The organism is Streptomyces sp. NPDC050674 (genome assembly GCF_040654575.1).
Taxonomy (GTDB): Bacteria; Actinomycetota; Actinomycetes; order Streptomycetales; family Streptomycetaceae; genus Streptomyces.
On sequence record NZ_JBFAIG010000018.1, the window covers coordinates 63,811 to 82,665 of the forward strand.

Annotated in this window: 19 protein-coding genes; 11 read left to right on the plus strand and 8 right to left on the minus strand. The window is 67.9% G+C overall.

The window, feature by feature from the left end; translation table 11 throughout:
* Positions 1-266 precede the first annotated feature (266 nt).
* From AB0I06_RS26920 to AB0I06_RS26950, 7 genes are all read left to right on the plus strand, one after another.
* Positions 267-1,130, plus strand: a complete 864-nt coding sequence (locus tag AB0I06_RS26920) for a DUF3662 and FHA domain-containing protein (RefSeq protein ID WP_363121412.1) — start codon at positions 267-269, stop codon at positions 1,128-1,130.
* Between the two features lie 10 nt (positions 1,131-1,140).
* Positions 1,141-1,653, plus strand: coding sequence for an FHA domain-containing protein (locus tag AB0I06_RS26925; RefSeq protein WP_097217959.1), 513 nt, complete (start codon positions 1,141-1,143; stop codon positions 1,651-1,653).
* A gap of 140 nt (positions 1,654-1,793) precedes the next feature.
* Positions 1,794-3,347: a Stp1/IreP family PP2C-type Ser/Thr phosphatase gene (locus tag AB0I06_RS26930; RefSeq protein ID WP_363121413.1), complete on the plus strand. Its 1,554-nt coding sequence runs from the start codon at positions 1,794-1,796 to the stop codon at positions 3,345-3,347.
* Positions 3,348-3,369: 22 nt separating this feature from the next.
* On the plus strand, positions 3,370-4,818 hold the full coding sequence (locus AB0I06_RS26935) for an FtsW/RodA/SpoVE family cell cycle protein (RefSeq protein ID WP_363121414.1): 1,449 nt from the start codon (positions 3,370-3,372) through the stop codon (positions 4,816-4,818).
* On the plus strand, positions 4,815-6,293 hold the full coding sequence (locus AB0I06_RS26940; protein ID WP_363121415.1) for a penicillin-binding protein 2: 1,479 nt from the start codon (positions 4,815-4,817) through the stop codon (positions 6,291-6,293). Before AB0I06_RS26935 ends, AB0I06_RS26940 begins: the two co-directional genes overlap by 4 nt.
* A 168-nt stretch (positions 6,294-6,461) precedes the next feature.
* The gene (pknB, locus tag AB0I06_RS26945; protein ID WP_363121416.1) at positions 6,462-8,495 is read left to right on the plus strand and encodes a Stk1 family PASTA domain-containing Ser/Thr kinase; all 2,034 of its coding nucleotides are present in this window, start codon (positions 6,462-6,464) and stop codon (positions 8,493-8,495) included.
* Positions 8,496-9,179: 684 nt separating this feature from the next.
* Positions 9,180-9,659, plus strand: a complete 480-nt coding sequence (locus tag AB0I06_RS26950; protein WP_363121417.1) for a hypothetical protein — start codon at positions 9,180-9,182, stop codon at positions 9,657-9,659.
* Positions 9,660-9,963: 304 nt separating this feature from the next.
* Here the strand turns inward: AB0I06_RS26950 and AB0I06_RS26955 are convergent, their stop codons facing one another.
* The 6 genes from AB0I06_RS26955 to AB0I06_RS26980 are packed head-to-tail and all read right to left on the minus strand — an operon-like array spanning position 9,964 to position 14,205.
* On the minus strand, positions 9,964-10,713 hold the full coding sequence (locus tag AB0I06_RS26955; RefSeq protein ID WP_363121418.1) for a class E sortase: 750 nt from the start codon (positions 10,711-10,713) through the stop codon (positions 9,964-9,966).
* 13 nt (positions 10,714-10,726) lie between these two features.
* A complete protein-coding gene (locus AB0I06_RS26960; RefSeq protein ID WP_363121419.1) occupies positions 10,727-11,878 on the minus strand; it encodes a class E sortase in 1,152 nt (383 codons plus the stop codon).
* Positions 11,875-12,513, minus strand: coding sequence for an aminodeoxychorismate/anthranilate synthase component II (locus AB0I06_RS26965; RefSeq protein ID WP_104779146.1), 639 nt, complete (start codon positions 12,511-12,513; stop codon positions 11,875-11,877). The genes AB0I06_RS26960 and AB0I06_RS26965 overlap by 4 nt, the downstream gene beginning before the upstream one ends.
* Positions 12,510-12,707, minus strand: a complete 198-nt coding sequence (locus tag AB0I06_RS26970) for a hypothetical protein (protein ID WP_363121420.1) — start codon at positions 12,705-12,707, stop codon at positions 12,510-12,512. The genes AB0I06_RS26965 and AB0I06_RS26970 overlap by 4 nt, the downstream gene beginning before the upstream one ends.
* 17 nt (positions 12,708-12,724) lie before the next feature.
* Entirely contained in the window at positions 12,725-13,402 is a 678-nt protein-coding gene (locus AB0I06_RS26975) for a class E sortase (RefSeq protein WP_363121421.1), read from the minus strand.
* A gap of 23 nt (positions 13,403-13,425) precedes the next feature.
* Positions 13,426-14,205 (minus strand): DUF881 domain-containing protein, encoded by a 780-nt coding sequence (locus AB0I06_RS26980; protein WP_363121422.1) that lies wholly within the window; start codon positions 14,203-14,205, stop codon positions 13,426-13,428.
* A 138-nt stretch (positions 14,206-14,343) separates the two neighbouring features.
* On the opposite strand from AB0I06_RS26980, the gene crgA reads away from it, so the two are divergent.
* Positions 14,344-14,598: a cell division protein CrgA gene (gene crgA / locus AB0I06_RS26985; RefSeq protein ID WP_363121423.1), complete on the plus strand. Its 255-nt coding sequence runs from the start codon at positions 14,344-14,346 to the stop codon at positions 14,596-14,598.
* Between the two features lie 254 nt (positions 14,599-14,852).
* Here the strand turns inward: crgA and AB0I06_RS26990 are convergent, their stop codons facing one another.
* Positions 14,853-15,743, minus strand: a complete 891-nt coding sequence (locus AB0I06_RS26990; RefSeq protein ID WP_363121424.1) for a rhomboid family intramembrane serine protease — start codon at positions 15,741-15,743, stop codon at positions 14,853-14,855.
* 88 nt (positions 15,744-15,831) lie between these two features.
* Positions 15,832-16,359 (minus strand): peptidylprolyl isomerase, encoded by a 528-nt coding sequence (locus AB0I06_RS26995; RefSeq protein WP_309096457.1) that lies wholly within the window; start codon positions 16,357-16,359, stop codon positions 15,832-15,834.
* A 337-nt stretch (positions 16,360-16,696) separates the two neighbouring features.
* On the opposite strand from AB0I06_RS26995, the gene AB0I06_RS27000 reads away from it, so the two are divergent.
* The 3 genes from AB0I06_RS27000 (at position 16,697) to AB0I06_RS27010 (ending at position 18,840) form a co-directional block, all read left to right on the plus strand.
* Positions 16,697-17,398: a DUF5324 family protein gene (locus AB0I06_RS27000; protein WP_363121425.1), complete on the plus strand. Its 702-nt coding sequence runs from the start codon at positions 16,697-16,699 to the stop codon at positions 17,396-17,398.
* A 224-nt stretch (positions 17,399-17,622) separates the two neighbouring features.
* Entirely contained in the window at positions 17,623-17,862 is a 240-nt protein-coding gene (locus tag AB0I06_RS27005) for a DUF397 domain-containing protein (protein ID WP_363121426.1), read from the plus strand.
* A 120-nt stretch (positions 17,863-17,982) separates the two neighbouring features.
* Entirely contained in the window at positions 17,983-18,840 is an 858-nt protein-coding gene (locus tag AB0I06_RS27010; protein ID WP_363121500.1) for a DUF5753 domain-containing protein, read from the plus strand.
* The last annotated feature ends 15 nt before the right edge of the window (positions 18,841-18,855 follow it).

Consider the following 18,855-nt stretch of genomic DNA (forward strand, 5'->3'; position numbering starts at 1 on the left):
CGGGTCCACAGCCGGGTGCGGGACACTGGTCTCCGGCCGCCTCTACGATCCTTGTCAGGCATACGTGAGGCGGTTACGCGCAGCAGTAGCACCGGAGGAGTTCGAAGGAGAGCTCCACAGGGAACTTCGTCATGCGTCGACACCCGTCGGCGGGGCTGACAGGGGGAACCAGCCGATCGAGCGGCGCGTGGATACGATCAGTAAGCAGTACCAGGCAATCGGCCCGCAGGGCAGTACACAGGACGGCAGTACGGAGGAGGTGCCCCATGGGAGTCCTGAAGAAGTTCGAGCAGCGTCTCGAAGGTCTGGTCAACGGCACCTTCGCCAAGGTGTTCAAGTCCGAGGTGCAGCCCGTGGAGATCGCGGGAGCTCTCCAGCGTGAGTGCGACAACAACGCCACCATCTGGAACCGCGACCGGACGGTCGTGCCCAACGACTTCATCGTCGAGCTGAGCACCCCGGACTTCGAGCGGCTCAGCCCCTACTCCGGCCAGCTCGGCGACGAACTCGCCGGCATGGTGCGCGACTACGCCAAGCAGCAGCGCTACACCTTCATGGGCCCGATCAAGGTGCACCTGGAGAAGGCGGACGACCTCGACACCGGCCTGTACCGGGTGCGCAGCCGTACGCTCGCCTCCTCCAGCAGCCAGCAGGGCGGCCCCGGGGGCGGCGCCGCGCCCGCCGCACCGGCTGGACGCCCCGGCGGCTACGGCTACCCGCCGTCCGCCGCACCCGGCGGCGCCCCGCCCATGCCCGCCTCGCCGCCCCCCGGCGGCCGCCCCGGCGGGTACGGCTACCCGCCCGCCGCGGGCGCCCAGCGGCCCCCGGCCGCACCGGCCGCCGGCGGACGCACCCGCCACTGGATCGAGATCAACGGCACCCGCCACCAGATCTCCCGCGCGACGCTGGTGCTGGGCCGCAGCACCGACGCCGACGTGCGGATCGACGACCCCGGCGTCTCCCGCCGGCACTGCGAGATCCGGACCGGAACGCCCTCGACGATCCAGGATCTCGGATCCACCAACGGCATCGTGGTGGACGGGCAGCACACCACCCGCGCTACGCTCCGCGACGGCTCGCGGATCGTCGTGGGCAGCACCACCATCATTTACCGGCAAGCCGAAGGGTGAAGCGGGGGCAATGTCAGAGCTGACCCTCACGGTCATGCGGCTGGGTTTCCTGGCCGTACTGTGGCTGTTCGTGATCGTGGCCGTGCAGGTCATCCGCAGCGACCTTTTCGGTACGCGCGTCACCCAGCGCGGTTCGCGCCGCGAGGCGGGCCGCCAGCAGCAGGCCGCCGCCCGCCAGGCACCACCGCCGCAGCGCCAGCAGCCCGCCGGCGGCCGCCGCGGCCGCAACGCTCCCACCAAGCTGGTCGTGACCGAGGGCACCCTCACCGGCACGACGGTCGCGCTCCAGGGCCAGACCATCACCCTGGGCCGGGCGCACGACTCCACGATCGTGCTGGACGACGACTACGCCTCCAGCCGCCATGCCAGGATCTACCCGGACCGCGACGGCCAGTGGATCGTCGAGGACCTCGGCTCCACCAACGGCACCTACCTGGACCGGTCCCGGCTGACGACTCCCACACCGATTGCGCTGGGCGCGCCGATCCGCATCGGCAAGACCGTCATCGAGCTGCGGAAGTAGTGCTACATCATGGATAGGCGCGAGCGGAGCGAGCACGCAGCGGCGGGCCCCACCCCGGCCCCCGGCGCGCTCCCGACCGGAGGGTGGGCAGTGTGGCTCGACACGACCGGCTGTACCCGGAGCCGACAGGCGAGGTGCGCATGAGTCTGTCACTGCGCTTCGCGGCCGGATCGCACAAGGGCATGATCCGGGAGGGCAACGAGGACTCCGGGTACGCCGGCCCCCGCCTGCTCGCCATCGCCGACGGCATGGGCGGCGCGGCGGCCGGTGAGGTCGCCTCCTCCGAGGCCATCTCCACCATCGTCGCCCTCGACGACGACGTCCCCGGCTCCGACATCCTCACCTCGCTCGGCACCGCCGTGCAGCGCGCCAACGACCAGCTGCGCTCCATGGTCGAGGACGACCCCCAGCTGGAGGGCATGGGGACCACCCTCACCGCCCTGCTCTGGACGGGCCAGCGCCTCGGCCTGGTCCACGTCGGCGACTCGCGCGCCTACCTGCTGCGCGACGGCGTCCTCACGCAGATCACCCAGGACCACACCTGGGTGCAGCGCCTGGTCGACGAGGGCCGCATCACCGAGGAGGAGGCGACCACGCACCCGCAGCGCTCGCTGCTGATGCGCGCCCTCGGTTCCGGCGACCATGTCGAGCCGGACCTGTCGATCCGCGAGGTCCGCGCCGGCGACCGCTACCTGATCTGCTCCGACGGCCTGTCCGGGGTCGTGTCCCACCAGACCCTCGAGGACACCCTCGCCAGCTACCAGGGCCCCCAGGAGACCGTCCAGAACCTGATCGAGCTGGCGCTGCGCGGCGGCGGCCCGGACAACATCACGGTCATCATCGCCGACGTCCTCGACCTCGACACCGGCGACACCCTCGCGGGGCAGCTGTCCGACACCCCGGTCGTGGTCGGCGCCGTCGCCGAGAACCAGCACCAGCTGCACGACAACGGCATCATGCAGACCCCCGCGGGCCGTGCCTCCGGGCTCGGCCGCCGGGGTCACGGCCAGGGCGGCGGCGGCGAGTTCGGCCCGCCCGGCTCCGGCGACACCACCGGCTACATCCCGGCGTCCGGCTTCGACTACGGCGACGACGACTTCACCAAGCCCCGCAGAAAGGGCCGGTGGCTGAAGAGATCCCTGTACGGCATCCTCGCGCTGGCCGTCATCGGCGGCGGCCTGTACGGCGGTTACCGCTGGACGCAGACGCAGTACTACGTCGGCACCGAGGACGAACACGTCGCGCTGTACCGGGGCATCAGCCAGGACCTGGCCTGGGTCTCACTCTCGAAGGTCGAGAAGGACCACCCCGAGATCGAACTCAAGTACCTGCCGCCCTACCAGCAGAAGCTGGTCGAGGCGACCATCCCCGAGGGCGGACTGAAAGACGCCCAGGCGAAGATCCAGGAACTGTCGGTGCAGGCCTCCGCGTGCAAGAAGCAGGCGCAGCGGCGCGAAGCCGAGAGCAAGAACAACTCCAAGACCGGCGAAGGCGAGGCCGGGGGCACCACGGGAACCACTCCCGCCTCCTTCACGTCCAAGGCCACACCGACGCCGAACCCGTCCAGCCCGTCGGGTTCACCGTCGGCACCGGAGAAGTCCACGCCCCCGACCACGACCGCACCCACTCCCAGCCCCGGCCCCAGCCTCTCTGAGGAAGAGCAGAAGGTCGTCTCGCTGTGCGGTAAGCAGTAGCCGTGAGAGGCCCTGTCACACGATGAGCGGTACGAATACGTCGCACTCGGCGACGCACCACACGTCCACGATCGGCGCCATCGGCGCGCCGAGCCGGCGCAACACCGAGCTCGCGCTGCTGGTGTTCGCCGTCGTCATCCCGGTGTTCGCCTACGCCAACGTCGGCCTGGCCCTCCACGACTCGGTGCCTCCGGGCCTGCTGAGCTACGGACTCGGGCTCGGCCTGCTCGCGGGCGTCGGCCACCTCGTCGTCCGCAAGTTCGCGCCGTACGCGGACCCGCTGATGCTGCCGCTGGCCACCCTGCTGAACGGGCTGGGGCTGGTGGTCATCTGGCGGCTGGACCAGTCGGAGAAGCTCCAGGCGAGCAAGCAGTTCGTCGAGGCGGCTCCCCGGCAGCTGCTGTACTCCGCGATGGGCGTCTCCCTGCTGGTGGCCGTGCTGATCTTCCTCAAGGACCACCGCGTCCTGCAGCGCTACACGTACATCTCCATGGCCGGTGCGCTGCTCCTGCTGGTCCTGCCGCTGGTGCCCGGACTCGGCGCGAACATCTACGGCGCCAAGATCTGGATCAAGATCCCCGGCCTCGGCACGCTCCAGCCCGGCGAGTTCGCGAAGATCGCCCTCGCGGTGTTCTTCGCCGGTTACCTCATGGTCAAGAGGGACGCCCTGGCCCTGGCCAGCCGCCGCTTCATGGGCCTGTACCTGCCGCGCGGCCGCGACCTGGGCCCGATCCTCGTGGTCTGGGTGATCTCGATCCTCATCCTGGTCTTCGAGACCGACCTCGGTACGTCCCTGCTGTTCTTCGGGATGTTCGTCATCATGCTGTACGTCGCCACCGAGCGGACCAGCTGGATCGTCTTCGGTCTGCTGATGTCCGCGGCCGGCGCCGTCGGCGTGGCCAGCTTCGAACCGCACATCCAGACACGTGTGCAGGCCTGGCTGAACCCGATGCTCGAGTACCAACTGAGCCGACAGGGCAAGCTGGGCCACACCGAGCAGTCCATGCAGGCCCTGTGGGCCTTCGGCTCCGGCGGCACCCTCGGCACCGGTCTCGGACAGGGCAACTCCGACCTCATCGGCTTCGCCGCCAACTCCGACTTCATCCTCGCCACCTTCGGCGAGGAGCTGGGCCTGGCGGGCGTCATGGCGATCATGCTGCTCTACGGCTTGATCGTCGAGCGGGGCGTGCGCACCGCCCTCGCGGCCCGCGACCCGTTCGGCAAGCTGCTGGCGATCGGCCTGTCCGGCGCCTTCGCCCTCCAGGTCTTCGTCGTGGCCGGCGGTGTGATGGGCCTCATCCCGCTGACCGGTATGACGCTGCCGTTCGTGGCGTACGGCGGTTCCTCCGTGATCGCCAACTGGGCGCTGATCGGCATCCTGCTGAGGATCAGCGACACCGCGCGCCGCCCGGCTCCCGCTCCCGCCGCCAACCCCGACGCCGAGATGACCCAGGTGGTCCGCCCGTCATGAACAAGCCCCTGCGCCGGATCGCGATCTTCTGCGGCCTGCTCGTCCTGGCCCTGCTGATCCGCGACAACTGGATCCAGTACGTCCAGGCCGACGAGCTGAGGACCGACAAGAACAACCGCCGCGTCACCATCGAGCGTTACGCCTCTCCCCGCGGCAACATCATCGTCGGCGGGAAGCCGGTCACCGGTTCCGCCGAGTCGTCGGGCAGCGACTTCAAGTTCAAGCGCACGTACAAGAACGGCCCGATGTGGGCGCCGGTCACCGGCTACGCCTCGCAGGCCTTCGGCGCCACCCAGCTCGAGTCCATCGAGGACGGCATCCTCACGGGCAACGACGACCGGCTGTTCTTCCGCAACACACTCGACATGCTCACGGGCAAGAAGCAGCAGGGCGGCAACGTCGTCACCACGCTGAACGCCGCCGCGCAGAAGGCCGCGTACAACGGTCTGAAGAAGCAGGGCGGCAAGGGCGCCGTCGTCGCCCTGGAGCCGTCGACGGGCAAGATCCTGGCCCTGGCCTCGTTCCCGTCGTACGACCCATCGTCCTTCGCGGGGAACTCCACGACGACGGACACCGAGGCCTGGCAGAAGCTGCAGAAGAAGAACAACCCGGACGACCCGATGCTCAACCGGGCACTGCGCGAGACCTACCCGCCCGGCTCCACCTTCAAGGTGGTCACCGCGGCCGCGGCGCTGGAGGACGGGCTGTACACCAGCGCCGACGAAAAGACGGACTCGCCCGATCCCTGGATCATGAAGGGCACCACCACCAAGCTGCCCAACGAGGGCAACATCCCCTGCAAGGACGCCACGCTGCGGGTCGCCCTCCAGTACTCCTGCAACACCGTCTTCGGCAAGATCGGCTCGGACCTCGGCAACGACAAGATGCTGGACATGGCCAAGAAGTTCGGCTTCGACGAGGAGCAGTTCACGCCGGTCCGCGCCAACGCCTCGGTCTTCTCCGACGACATGAACCCCTCGCAGACCGCGCTGTCGTCGATCGGCCAGTACAACACCGCCGCGACCCCGCTGCAGATGGCCATGGTCGCCTCGGCCGTCGCCAACGACGGCAAGCTGATGAAGCCGTACATGGTCGACGCGCTCCAGTCGCCCGGCCTCGACCCGATCGAGAAGACGGACCCCGAGGAGCTGAGCCGGCCGCTGTCGGCGGAGAACGCCCAGATCCTCCAGTCGATGATGGAGACGGTCGTCGACAAGGGCACGGGCACCAACGCCAAGATCGACGGCGTCACGGTGGGCGGCAAGACCGGTACCGCCCAGCACGGCGTCGACAACAGCGAGAACCCCTACGCGTGGTTCATCTCCTACGCCAAGGACAAGGACGGCAGCTCGCCGGTCGCCGTGGCGGTCGTCGTCGAGGACGACAACGCCGTCCGTGACGACATCTCCGGAGGCGGCCTCGCGGCACCGATCGCGAGGAACGTGATGGAGGCGGTCATCAACAGCAACAAGTGACCCCGATCACGTCTGCTTCACATCGGTGCACGTTGCGATACCGGTCCTGTATCGGCTGACGGGCTTGGCCAGGTCACACAGAACGAGCCGGGTACGGTAGGCCCGGACGGCAGCCTCGACCGTACAAGCGTGCCGGTCGGGACCGACGGAGAGGGCTGGTAGGTAGCTATGGAAGAGCCGCGTCGCCTCGGCGGCCGGTACGAACTGGGCCAGGTGCTCGGGCGTGGTGGCATGGCGGAGGTCTACCTCGCGCATGACACCCGCCTCGGACGCACCGTGGCGGTGAAGACGCTGCGCGCGGACCTCGCGCGTGACCCTTCCTTCCAGGCCCGGTTCCGCCGGGAGGCCCAGTCGGCCGCCTCGCTCAACCATCCCGCGATCGTCGCGGTCTACGACACGGGCGAGGACTACATCGACAACGTGTCGATCCCGTACATCGTCATGGAGTACGTGGACGGCTCGACCCTGCGTGAGCTGCTGCACTCCGGCCGCAAGCTGCTGCCTGAGCGGTCCATGGAGATGACCATCGGCATCCTCCAGGCCCTGGAGTACTCCCACCGCGCCGGCATCGTCCACCGCGACATCAAACCGGCGAACGTCATGCTGACGCGCAACGGCCAGGTCAAGGTCATGGACTTCGGCATCGCCCGCGCCATGGGCGACTCCGGCATGACGATGACGCAGACCTCCGCGGTCATCGGCACTGCCCAGTACCTCTCGCCGGAGCAGGCCAAGGGCGAGCAGGTCGACGCCCGCTCCGACCTGTACTCCACCGGCTGTCTGCTCTACGAACTGCTGACCGTGCGTCCGCCGTTCGTCGGCGACTCCCCGGTGGCCGTGGCCTACCAGCACGTCCGGGAGGAGCCCCAGGCCCCGTCGGTCTTCGACCCCGAGATCACGCCCGAGATGGACGCGATCGTGCTGAAGGCGCTCGTCAAGGACCCGGACTACCGCTACCAGTCGGCCGACGAGATGCGCGCCGACATCGAGGCCTGCCTCGACGGCCAGCCGGTCGCCGCCACTGCCGCCATGGGCGCGGTGGGCTACGGCGGCTACCCCGACGACCAGCCCACGACGGCCCTGCGCGCCGACTCCGGCGCGGGCGCCACCTCGATGCTGCCCCCGATGAACCCGGACGACGGCGGCTACGGCTACGACGACCGCCCCGACCGGCGCCGCGGGCAGCAGCGCAAGTCCAACACCTCCACCATCCTGCTGGTCGTGGCGGGCCTCCTGGTCCTGGTCGGCGCGATCCTGATCGGCCGGTGGGCGGTCAGCGGCGACGGCGTGAGCAACGACACAGTCCTCACCCCCAAATTCGTCGGCGAGACGAAGCAGAGCGCCGAGAAGCTGGCCGAGAACTCCGACCTCAAGGTGTCCTTCTCCAGCAAGCCCTGCGACAAGCAGCCCGAGGGCAAAGTCTGCTCCCAGAACCCGGAGTTCCGGGCGGAGGTCAACAAGGGCGACACCATCTCCCTGGTCCTGTCGACGGGGGCGCCCAAGGTGACGGTTCCCAGCGTCACCGGCCTGAGTGTCGACGAGGCCAAGGAAAAACTGGCGGGCGACAAGTACGAGTTCAAGATCGAGACGAAGACCCGCACCTCTCCCGAGGAACCGGGCAAGGTGCTGGAGCAGAACCCGACCACGGGCGAAGAGGTGGAGAAGGGCTCCACGATCACCCTGACCATCGCCAAGGAGGCGGAGAAGTCCACCGTCCCGGACGTGCTGGGCAGGACCTGTGATGAGGCCAAGCAGCAGATGCAGGCCAGCAACCTGGTCGGCAACTGCACCGAGGTGGAGACCGACGACGACAGCCAGGTCGGCAAGGTCATCCAGACCACGCCGCAGGCCGGCACGTCGGTCGACCCGAACTCGTCGGTCAACATCCAGATCGGCAAGAAGAAGCAGCAGCAGAAGGTCAAGGTCCCGCAGGTCGTCGGCCAGACGGTCGGCCAGGCCAAGCAGATCCTGGCGCAGGCCGGCTTCACCAAGATCCAGTTCGCTGGTGGCAGCGACCAGAGCGACAACGCCCGCGTCATCGCCCAGGCCCCGCAGGGCGACCAGGAGGTCGACGACCCGGCAGGGACGACGATCACCCTCCAGACCGTCGGCTTCGGGAACAACAACGGCGGCAACGACAACGGAGGCGGCGGGAACGGCGGCATCTTCGGCGGCCTCACCGGCGGCAACGAGGACGACTGACCTCCGGCGGAAAGACCCGCCATCACGGAGAACCCCGGCATCCTGAGAGATGCCGGGGTTTCACCATTCGGAGGTCCGGACGTCACGCCTCCTGAAGTCGTTCACAGGGTGGGGAAAGGAGCCGGAAACCCGCCTCATCCGAACGACCGAAAGGCGGGGCTTTAGGCAAATGACGATTTCAAGCGATTGAGTGGAACCCGTCCCGCTCGATTCCTGGTTCTTTTGCCGGTCTGGACGTGCTGTCCGAGTGCCAGGGCATTCGTCTCGCTGCCGCCGGGCGCGAACCCTACAGCTCGGTTCAGCTGCTGATGCCGAACACATGGCCGCCGTTACTCTGCCGCCGAGAATTGTGGTGGCGTCGGACTGTCAATTCCGGGCGGACAATGGATCCTTTCCGAACGCCTCACCTGACCGATGGACCGATGGCTCGTTCCGCGCATCACACGTGCAGAACCGGCTACCGCCCACACGAGTGGAGGGGCGATCACCCCTTCGCCTTCCTCGGCGCGCAAAACTCACCAGGTCGGGCATTTCCCCACGTTCAGCAGTGGCTAATTATCGACCACCAGTTCGAAATTAGCTTGTGCTCTCTGAGAGTCTCGACCACGATCACTCCCCGTGATCACCCGGCGGTCCCGTCCACAGACAGATCGGGACACCGGCAACCAAGAGGAGAGAAGCGGCATGAAGACGCGCACGCGCATAGCCACGGCCTGTACAGCAGCGGTGGTGGCCTCTATCACCTTGAGCGGTCAGGCGTCAGCCACACCCCGGGCCGCTGAAGCTGGGGCTGAAACCGCAACTGCTGCGTTCGGCCCTCAAGGTGCTGTGGGCACTGCGAGCTGCTCCACGACCGGGGCGCGAGGCAGTATGGGAGCCTCTGTACCTTCAGGGGACCACTGGCCCTTCGACGAGTTCAAGATCGCACTGTCGGTTACGGACACGTCCGCCGACGACCACCACGTACGAGTCCGCCTTCTCACAAAGCCTGTCGGAAGCCAGCAGGTTTTCAAGTGGCCGTGGCGCTCCAACACCAAGGGCAACGGGGAGACCCTGACGGTCAGTACAACCGCACAGGCCGATTACGGCATTGAGCACACGGGGGTCGAGGTCGCGCGCTTCGAAGGCGACAGGAAGCTCAACTCCTGCACCGACTGGAACTAGGTTCTGGCTCTCGGTCAGCGGCGGGTCCAGGTGAGGATACCCGCGAGGTGAAGTGCGGCCTGGTAAGCGATCGCGAGCTGTCGGTTCGTGTAGCCAGGCCGCACCACTGCTGGAGGCCCATCGTCGTCCAGTGCAAGAGATTCGCGCCCTACCTTTCCATCACCAGTCCCGAAGTCCAGAAGTTCATCGGGCGGCCAAGGTCCTGCACCACTCCGACCTGGCCCTGTTCGTGGCGACATGCCCCGCAACCCGCGACGCCCTCAACATCGCAGCCGACAGCGGCATCACCGCCGTACATCGCGGCTCAGCGCAGCTCCTGAGGCGGCGTACGCGCCGCGTCCACCTTCTCCACCCGCTCCAGCTCACCCCACACCACGTAGCGGTACGTGCTCGTGTACACCGGCGTGCAGGTCGTCAGCGTGATGTAGTGGCCCGGCTTCTTCTTGCCGGACTCCTTCGGGACCTGGGAGAGGACCTTGACGTTGAACTTCGACGTCTCGGGGAGGATGTCGTAGACCTTGTAGACGAACCACTTGTCCTTCGTCTCGAAGACGATCGGGTCGCCCTTCCTGATCTTGTCGATGTTGTGGAACTTCGCGCCGTGACCGTCCCGGTGGGCGGCCAGGGAGAAGTTGCCCTCCTTGCCCGACATCGGCAGGGTCGCCTTGACGGGGTCGGTGTAGTAACCGGCCACACCGTCGTTGAGGATCTTGCTCGACGTGCCCTTCTCGACCAGCACCTCGCCGCCGCTCATCGCCGGCACGTGCAGGAAGCCGATGCCGTTCTTGGTGTCCAGCGCGCCGGGACCGCCCCGGCCGTGCGCCCAGCCGTCACGGACCCTGTCCGCCTGCTTGCCGGCCGCCCGGTCGGCGACCACGTTCGTCCACCACAGCGAGTAGACGACGAACAGCCCGAGGACCAGGCCCACGGTGATGAGGAGTTCCCCGAAGAAGCTGACCGCCAGGGCGATCGGGCCGGGCCCGCGGCGCGCCGCAGGCGGCCGGGACGCCCCGCCGGTGTGCTTGTCGTGGTCGGTGTCGGTGGTCGCTGCCACTGGTCATCTGCCCTTAACTGACGAGCGCATCCGGCTTGCCCTTGCTGCGCGGCCGTTCCTCGACCATCTTGCCCCAGACGATCATCCGGTACTTGCTGGTGAACTCCGGCGTGCACGTGGTCAGCGTGATGTAGCGGCCGGGCTTGGTGAATCCGGAACCCGTGGGCACGGGATTCAGGACGCTCGTGTTGCTCGGTGACGTCACCGGCAGGATCGACGCCATCTTGTAGACGAAGTACTCGTCCTGCGTCTCCACGACGATCGGATCACCGGGAGCGAGCTTGTTGATGTACCGGAACGGTTCTCCGTGGGTGTTGCGGTGGCCCGCCAGCCCGAAGTTCCCGCTCTTGTCACCGGGCATCGCCGTCTTCAGCGCGCCCTCGGCGTAGTGCCCGACCATGCCCCGGTCGAGCACGCCCTTGCTGCTGGTGCCCTCGGCGATCGGGACCACCACGTCCAGCTTGGGAATGTGCAGGATGGCGAAGCCCTGCCCCGGCTCGAAGACACCCGGGTTGCGCTTGCCGCTCGCCCAGTCGTTCTGGAGGCTGCTCGCCTCCCGGCCGGCCTGAGCGTGCGCCCGGACGTTGGTCCACCACAGCTGGTAGGTGACGAACAGCAGCATCAGCACGCCGGTGGTGATGAACACCTCGCCTATCGCCCGGCTGGCGACCACCGCCGGACCGGGCTTGCGCGCCCGGGCCTGACGCCGTGCCTCGACCCGCGACAGCGGCGCCCCCGACCGGCCCCCGGCAGCGGCCGGAGCGGACGAGGTGTCCGACGCGCCCGACGCCCCACCATGACGCCCCTGACGGCGCTTGGCGGCCTTTCTCCGGGCCGCGCGGCCCTCATGGGAGGATCCGTCCCGCCGTGAGCCGGAGGAAGCCGCAGAGCCCGTCGTGGAGGCACCTGTCCCCGGCGGAGGATCCGGTATCCGCAGCGCCACCGTCTCCTCGTCGGCGGGCGGCAGATACGGCTCGTCCGGCACGGGCCCGTACGACTCCGGCACGGGTTCGTACGACGCGTACGACTGCTGCGGCTGCGGCTGCGAGTGCGGGGACACCCCGTACGACTCCCCACCCCGCCACTCCTCGAACGCACCCCGCGCCCCGTACGACTGCTGCCCGTACGAGGTGTCGGACTCGCGCTCGGGGCGCAGCGCGGTCACGCCGTGGCCCTGCCCACCACCGGGGCGAGCCCGGCCGACCTCGCCACCGCGCCCTGGTCGCCGCACTCCACCAGCCAGTTGGCCAGCATCCGGTGCCCGTGCTCGGTCAGCACCGACTCGGGGTGGAACTGCACGCCCTCGACCGGCAGTTCGCGGTGCCTCAGACCCATCACGATGCCGTCGTGCGTACGGGCCGTAACCTCCAGCTCCGCCGGGACCGTGGCGGGCTCGGCGGCCAGCGAGTGGTAACGCGTCGCCGTGAACGGCGACGGCAGGCCCGCGAACACGCCCCCGCCACCGTGCTCGACCAGCGAGGTCTTGCCGTGCAGCAGCTCGGGCGCCCGGTCCACCACACCGCCGTACGCCACCTGCATCGACTGCATGCCGAGGCAGACACCGAAGACCGGGACACCCGTGTCGGCGCAGTGCCGGACCATGTCGACGCAGACCCCGGCCTGCTCCGGCGTGCCGGGACCCGGGGAGAGCAGGACACCGTCGAAGCCGTCCTGGGCATGGGCCGTGGACACCTCGTCGTTGCGCAGGACCTCACACTCGGCGCCCAGCTGGTACAGGTACTGGACCAGGTTGAAGACGAAGCTGTCGTAGTTGTCGACGACGAGAATGCGCGCGCTCACTGGTTGTCCACCGTCACATCGTTGAAGGGCAGCAGCGGCTCCGCCCACGGGAAGACGTACTGGAAGAGGACGTAGACCATGGCCACGACCAGGACGAGTGAGATCACTGCCTTGGCCCACGTGTTCCCCGGCAGATGCCGCCAGATCCAGCCGTACATGCCGTCCCTTCCGTCGTACCACGGCACCAGACCCACGCCGTACAGCCACCAGACTAACGGCGCAGCGCCTCTGGTTTCCCGGCCTCCACAGGCTGGGTGGAGTCCAGGTGCGCCCAGACGATCAGCCGATGACTGTGTCCCCATTCCGGTTCGCACGTGGTCAGCGTCAGATAGCGTCCCGAACGCGTGTACCCGGAGGTACGTGGGACAGGGTCGATCACCTCGATGTCCGAGGGCACTGTTTTGTACGGGCCTTTGTCGATCCGATACGTGAACCAGGTCGTGCCCTCGGTCAACACCACCGCGTCACCGCGCCTGATCTGGGGGAAGTCCTTGAAGGGGTCGCCGTGGGTACGGCGGTGGCCGGCGACCGCGAAGTTCCCCTCCTGCCCGAGCTGGGCGGTCTCGGCGTAGTGGCCGAGCCCCTTCTTCAGGATGCCGGTGGCGGTGCCTTCGAGCACGGGCTTGTTCCACGTGAAACCGAGCCGCGGGATGTACATGATCGCGAAAGGCCTGCCCTGGGCGTATGGCGCGGGCCGGCCCGGGCCCGCGGGGGAGTCGCCGGCCGGCGGGCGGGGCCTCGACCATTCCTTACGCAGCAGGTCGATCTGATCGTCCATGACGCCGTCGGCCCGGACACCGGTCCAGAAGAGCACATAGACGACGAACAGCACGATCACGCTGCCGACGGTGATGCAGAGTTCGCTGACGGTCCTGACGATCACGCGCACCGGCAGCTCCCCCGGCCTGGCCGCTACTCCACGGGCTTCGCGTAGTGCAGATCCACTGTGCCCGAGTACCCGGGCAGCGTCACCGGGCCGTTCTCCTCGACTTTCCAGCCGAGCCCGTAGACGTTGACGTAGACCATGTAGTTCTGGATCGCCGGGGAGGCCGCGAGCGCGTTCTTCAGCTTGTCGGGGTCACCGACCGCCGTGATCTTGTACGGCGGCGAGTAGACCCGGCCCTGGAGGATCAGGGTGTTGCCCACACAGCGCACCGCGCTGGTGGAGATCAGCCGCTGGTCCATGACCTTGATGCCCTTGGCCCCGCCCTGCCACAGCGCGTTCACCACGGCCTGGAGGTCCTGCTGGTGGATGACCAGGTAGTCGGGCTGCGGCTCGGGATAGCCGGGGAGCTTGGCGGTGGCGTCCGGCGGGGCGTCGTTGAGCGTGACGGTCACCGACTCGCCCTTGAGCTTCTGCGTGCCCGCGCGCTTCTCCAGAGCGGTGAGCTTGTCGTCCTCGGCCTTGGTACTGCCGTCGTCACGCTCGGCCAGCGCCTCTATGTCCGTGCGCAGGGCACCGTTGCTCTCGTCCAGCTCGCCGTTCTCACGGCTGCGCTCGTGGATGAGGTCGGACAGCTTCAGCAGCGAGGTGTCCGTGCGGATGTTCGTGCCCTTGGCCGTGTTGAAGCTGGTGAAGAAGATGAGCCCCGCGAGAGCGAAGACGGCCGCCGTGAGGATGCGCACCGGCCGGAAACGGCGCGCGCGCTCAGGGGTGGATCCCGTCCCGGGGGAGTCGGCAGAATTGCTCAACGTACCCTTATCTCCTTCGGCGCGGCGGAAGCACTACGCTAACGGACGCCCGGGGGAGCAATCGGAGTCCCCTCACGCTGCCCCCAGACCGACCAGTTACCTGCGCGGCCACGCAGCGCATCGACAGGAGAGACCCTCGTGCCGAAGTCACGTATCCGCAAGAAGGCCGACTACACGCCGCCGCCTGCCAAGCAGACGACCGCGATCAAGCTGACCAACCGTGCCTGGGTCGCGCCCGTCATGCTGGCCATGTTCCTCATCGGCCTGGCCTGGATCGTCGTCTTCTACGTCACCGACGGTTCGCTGCCCCTGGACTCGCTGGGCAACTGGAACATCGTGGTGGGCTTCGGCTTCATCGCCGCCGGATTCGGCGTCTCGACCCAGTGGAAGTAGCGGTCACCGGAAGGTGAACGCAGCTCTGCCCAGGGGTGTTCGCTGAGTTATCCACAGCGGTTTTCCACATGGGGATAATGAAGACGATCTGTGGATAACCCGTTGGACGTTGACGCCGGTATGACGGAAGTACCGGCACTCGAAAACCTGTTCGCCCCCTGCCTGACCTGCGGAAACCTAGGTCAGTGACAGGGGGCACATGCGTTCCCGCACAGCGTGCACAGGATCGGCCACACGCTGTGGACAACGCCTGCTCAGACGAGCTGCGCGGTCCTCAGAACGGTCACCAGAACGACCACGGCCAGGACGAGGGCGCAGGTGCCGTACTGGACCAGGGCGCGGCGTTCGCGCGGGGCGTGGACCATGGCGTATCCCACGACGACACCGGCGACCAGGCCGCCGATGTGGGCCTGCCAGGAGATGTTGAAACCCGGGCTGAAGGTGAAGATCAGGTTGATCGCCAGCAGGGCGATGATCGGCCGCATGTCGTAGTTGAGCCGGCGCATCAGCACGGCGGTGGCGCCGAAGAGGCCGAAGATCGCGCCGGAGGCACCCAGCGTGGCCGTCTCGGGGGGAGTCAGCAGGTAGGCCAGCGCGCTGCCCGCGAGCCCGGAGATGAAGTAGAGCGCGAGGTAGCGGACACGGCCGAGTGCGGCTTCGAGCGGGCCACCGAGCCACCAGAGACTGAGCATGTTGAACGCGATGTGCCAGATCTCCTGGTGCGTGAACATCGAGGTCGCCATGCGGTACCACTCGCCGCCCGCCACACCCTGGGTGGGTGTGAAGGGTGCGGGTGGCCAGGCGCCGAGCAGGACGAGATCGGCCAGCAGTGCCTTGTCGGCCTGGACGGCGATGAACACGGCCAGGTTGATCCCGATGAGGATCTTGGTCAGCAGTCGGCGGTCGGCGGCGACGGAACCGCCCGCGATCGTCCGGGGAATGGCGGCCGTGGGCGGGTGTCCCGTGCCGGAGCCGGTGCGCACGCACTCGGGGCAGTGGAAGCCGACGGAGGCGTTGACCATGCATTCGGGGCAGATCGGACGGTCGCAGCGGGTGCAGCGGATGCCCGTCTCGCGGTCCGGGTGGCGGTAGCACATGGGGACGCTGTGGGCGTCCTGCGGGCTGCCCGCAGCCTGGTCGTCCATGGTCTCCCCTAGGTCGTGTGAGATAAGCCCGCCCCGCTCATCCTTACGGATGAGCGGGGCGATTGGTTCCCTGCGGGAGCCTTCGCGCTCAGCGGGTCTCGATGACGACCGATTCGATGACCACGTCGTTCAGCGGGCGGTCCGTGCGCGGGTTGGTCTGGGTCGTGGCGATGGTGTCGACGACCTTCTGGCTGGCCGCGTCGGTGACCTCGCCGAAGATGGTGTGCTTGCGGTTCAGCCACGCCGTCGGGGAGACGGTGATGAAGAACTGCGAGCCGTTGGTGCCCGGGCCGGCGTTGGCCATCGCCAGCAGGTAGGGCTTGTCGAAGCGCAGGTCCGGGTGGAACTCGTCTTCGAACTGGTAGCCGGGGCCGCCGGTGCCGTTGCCCAGCGGGTCACCGCCCTGGATCATGAAGCCACTGATCACCCGGTGGAAGACCGTGCCGTCGTAGAGCCTGTCCGTGGACTTCTGTCCCGTCTCCGGGTGGGTCCACTCCCGCTCGCCCTGGGCGAGCTCGACGAAGTTCTTGACCGTCTTGGGCGCGTGGTTCGGCAGGAGCCGGACTTCGATGTCGCCGTGATTGGTCTTCAGGGTGGCGTAGAGCTGCTCGGCCACGATCTGCCTTCCGTTGTCTTTCTGTGACTCCCTGATCCTCGCACGGTCGGGCCCGCGCGTCGTCCGGCCTCGGTGCGACGGGGGGAAACCCTCGGCGGGGCGGGCAGAAAACCTGTCGAGTAGTTCCGGGGCGGGGGCGCTCGGCGGCGATCCGTGGCATTGTCGACGACAAGCTCCTGTTACCCCCTATTCATCCGCTATCGCACGTGATCGGCACTGGATGCCGGTTCGCGTGACCCGGATGCTCGTCCGCGCATGCCTGGTCGTGCACCGGGAGGCATGATCCGTAAAAGGGTGGAAAGTCGAAATACCGTACGCCACCGAGGAGGAGGAACCCGTGACCCGCATCGACAGCGTGCGCGCCGCGACTGGTTCGGCGAAGGACAGCGTGCTGCACGCCGCGGAAGTGGTGGCGCCCTACGCCGACACGGCCAAGGACAGGGCCGCCCACTACGCACACGAGGCACGCGTACGGCTGGCGCCCAAGGTGACGCAGGCCGCAGGGCAGGCACGCGTCCAGTACGGCACCCATGTGCAGCCGTATCTGGAACAGGCCCGCACGCATGTGCCGCCGAAGGTCGACCAGGCCGCCCAGGACGCCGCCGAACGCACCCGCAAGGCCGCCCGTCAGGCGGCGGAGTACTCCAGGCCGAGGATCGAGCAGGCGATGGCCGCGGCCGTGCCGGTGACGACCGAGGCCGCCGCCCGGAGTGCGGCCGCCCTGGCCGCGCTGCGCGGTCAGGTGACGTCCAAGGAGATCCAGAAGCTGGTCCGCAAGCACGAACGGCGGGCCAGGGCCGGCAAGGCCGTGAAGACGCTGGTGATTCTGGGCGCGGTCGCGGGCGGTGCTTTCGCCGCGTGGAAGTGGTGGGACAAGCAGGCCAACCCGGACTGGCTGGTGGAGCCGCCGGCCGCGACGGAGGTTCCCGAGTCGGGGCGCCTGTCCTCCGTGGACGGCACCGGCCAGGCGGTCCTGGACCCTGAGGTCGAGGCCAAGCAGGCGGAGGACGAAGCCGCCCGGCGCGACGACCGTTCCTGAGAGCGCCTGACGTTCAACAGCTCGGCGGGGCAGGAGACTTGAGGGTCTCCTGCCCCGCCGAGCTGTGTCACCGTGACCTCCAGGTCAGGGAGCTGTCCTGGATCTGCGAGTCGCTCGTGAGACACCCGTGTGAGGGATTTTCCGGAGGGGTGGCGGCCTCTATCGTGACAGCTCACCGTCGTGCAATTGCACGCGAAATTGCAACCGTATGACTGTCGGAGGCGATGTACATGCAGTACGACAACGGTGTTCCCGCCGACCGGATCAAGGGCGCCCGGTGGATCAAGAGCACGGCAAGTCAAGGGGCGGGCAACTGCGTTGAAGTCGCCGGGCTCCCCGACGGGCGCGTCGCCGTCCGGAACTCACGCCACCCCTCGGGGCCCGCCCTGGTGTACACGCGGCAGGAGATGGCAGCCTTTGTGGCCGGAGCTCGGGACGGTGAGTTCGACGGACTGACTGCGTAGCCCTGCGCAGGACGACGCTTGTCCGGTCCCATCGGGTTCTCCGCTCTGCGAGACTCGGGCAAGCGTTGATCTCGCAGAGGAGAGTGCGTACGCGTGGGATCTGATGGGCCTGCAGCGTCGATGCCCTCGGGGCAGCAGTCACAGCCGGATCCCGCAGCACGGCTCCTCGGAGAGCGGCTGCGCAGGCTGCGTCTCCAGCGGGGTCTGACCTTGAGTGAGGCGGCGGTGACGATCCGTGCTTCCGCCGCCAAGATCAGCCGCCTCGAGCGGGCTGCCACCCAGCCGAAAGCGCGGGACGTCCGTGATCTCGCGGCCTTCTACGGGGCCGGCCGGGAAGAGCTGGCGGAGATCGAGTATCTGCTCTCCCAGTCCTCCAACGGCGCCTGGTACACGCAGTACAGCGATGTCACCCCGGACTTCCTGAAGAGGCTGATAAGCCTCGAGCAGGGTGCTGAGCGGATCATCATGTACGAGGCCCTCGTCGTGCCGGGCTTATTGCAGACTCGTGATTACGCACGAGCGGTGATCTCCGCCGCCCTTCCGATGGACGCCGAGAACGAGCGGCGGGTCGCTCTGCGGCTGGACAGGCAGCGGATTCTGCGGCAGCCGGATCGCCCTGTGCTCACAGCACTGCTGGACGAAGGGGTGCTCCATCGGCCTCGTGGAGGCCGGCGGGTCATGAGACGCCAGCTGGAACAGTTGCTGGCCCTGGGACAGGTGCCCGGGACCAATATCCGGATCGTCGAATTCGTTCACAGCGGGGATGTCTCACCTCCGTATCCCATCACGCATCTGCGATTGCGGGACGGCCGGCCGACGGAAGTGGTCTATGTCGAGAGCATCGGCAGTGCGACGTATCTGACCCGCCCGGAGGAGACGGAGCGCTACCGGTTGGTTCTCAATCGCCTGATGGAACGAGCGGCTTCCCGAAAGCGCACGGAGGAACTGCTGCGCAGGGCCATCGAAAAGTACCAGTGAGTCCGCGCACTCTGG

Coding starts and splice junctions, on each gene's coding strand:
- AB0I06_RS26920 (WP_363121412.1), top strand. CDS start 267: ATGGGAGTCCTGAAGAAGTTCGAGCAGCGTCTCGAAGGTCTGGTCAAC.
- AB0I06_RS26925 (WP_097217959.1), top strand. CDS start 1,141: ATGTCAGAGCTGACCCTCACGGTCATGCGGCTGGGTTTCCTGGCCGTA.
- AB0I06_RS26930 (WP_363121413.1), top strand. CDS start 1,794: ATGAGTCTGTCACTGCGCTTCGCGGCCGGATCGCACAAGGGCATGATC.
- AB0I06_RS26935 (WP_363121414.1), top strand. CDS start 3,370: ATGAGCGGTACGAATACGTCGCACTCGGCGACGCACCACACGTCCACG.
- AB0I06_RS26940 (WP_363121415.1), top strand. CDS start 4,815: ATGAACAAGCCCCTGCGCCGGATCGCGATCTTCTGCGGCCTGCTCGTC.
- pknB (WP_363121416.1), top strand. CDS start 6,462: ATGGAAGAGCCGCGTCGCCTCGGCGGCCGGTACGAACTGGGCCAGGTG.
- AB0I06_RS26950 (WP_363121417.1), top strand. CDS start 9,180: ATGAAGACGCGCACGCGCATAGCCACGGCCTGTACAGCAGCGGTGGTG.
- AB0I06_RS26990 (WP_363121424.1), bottom strand. CDS start 15,743: ATGGACGACCAGGCTGCGGGCAGCCCGCAGGACGCCCACAGCGTCCCC.
- AB0I06_RS27005 (WP_363121426.1), top strand. CDS start 17,623: ATGTACATGCAGTACGACAACGGTGTTCCCGCCGACCGGATCAAGGGC.
- AB0I06_RS27010 (WP_363121500.1), top strand. CDS start 17,983: ATGCCCTCGGGGCAGCAGTCACAGCCGGATCCCGCAGCACGGCTCCTC.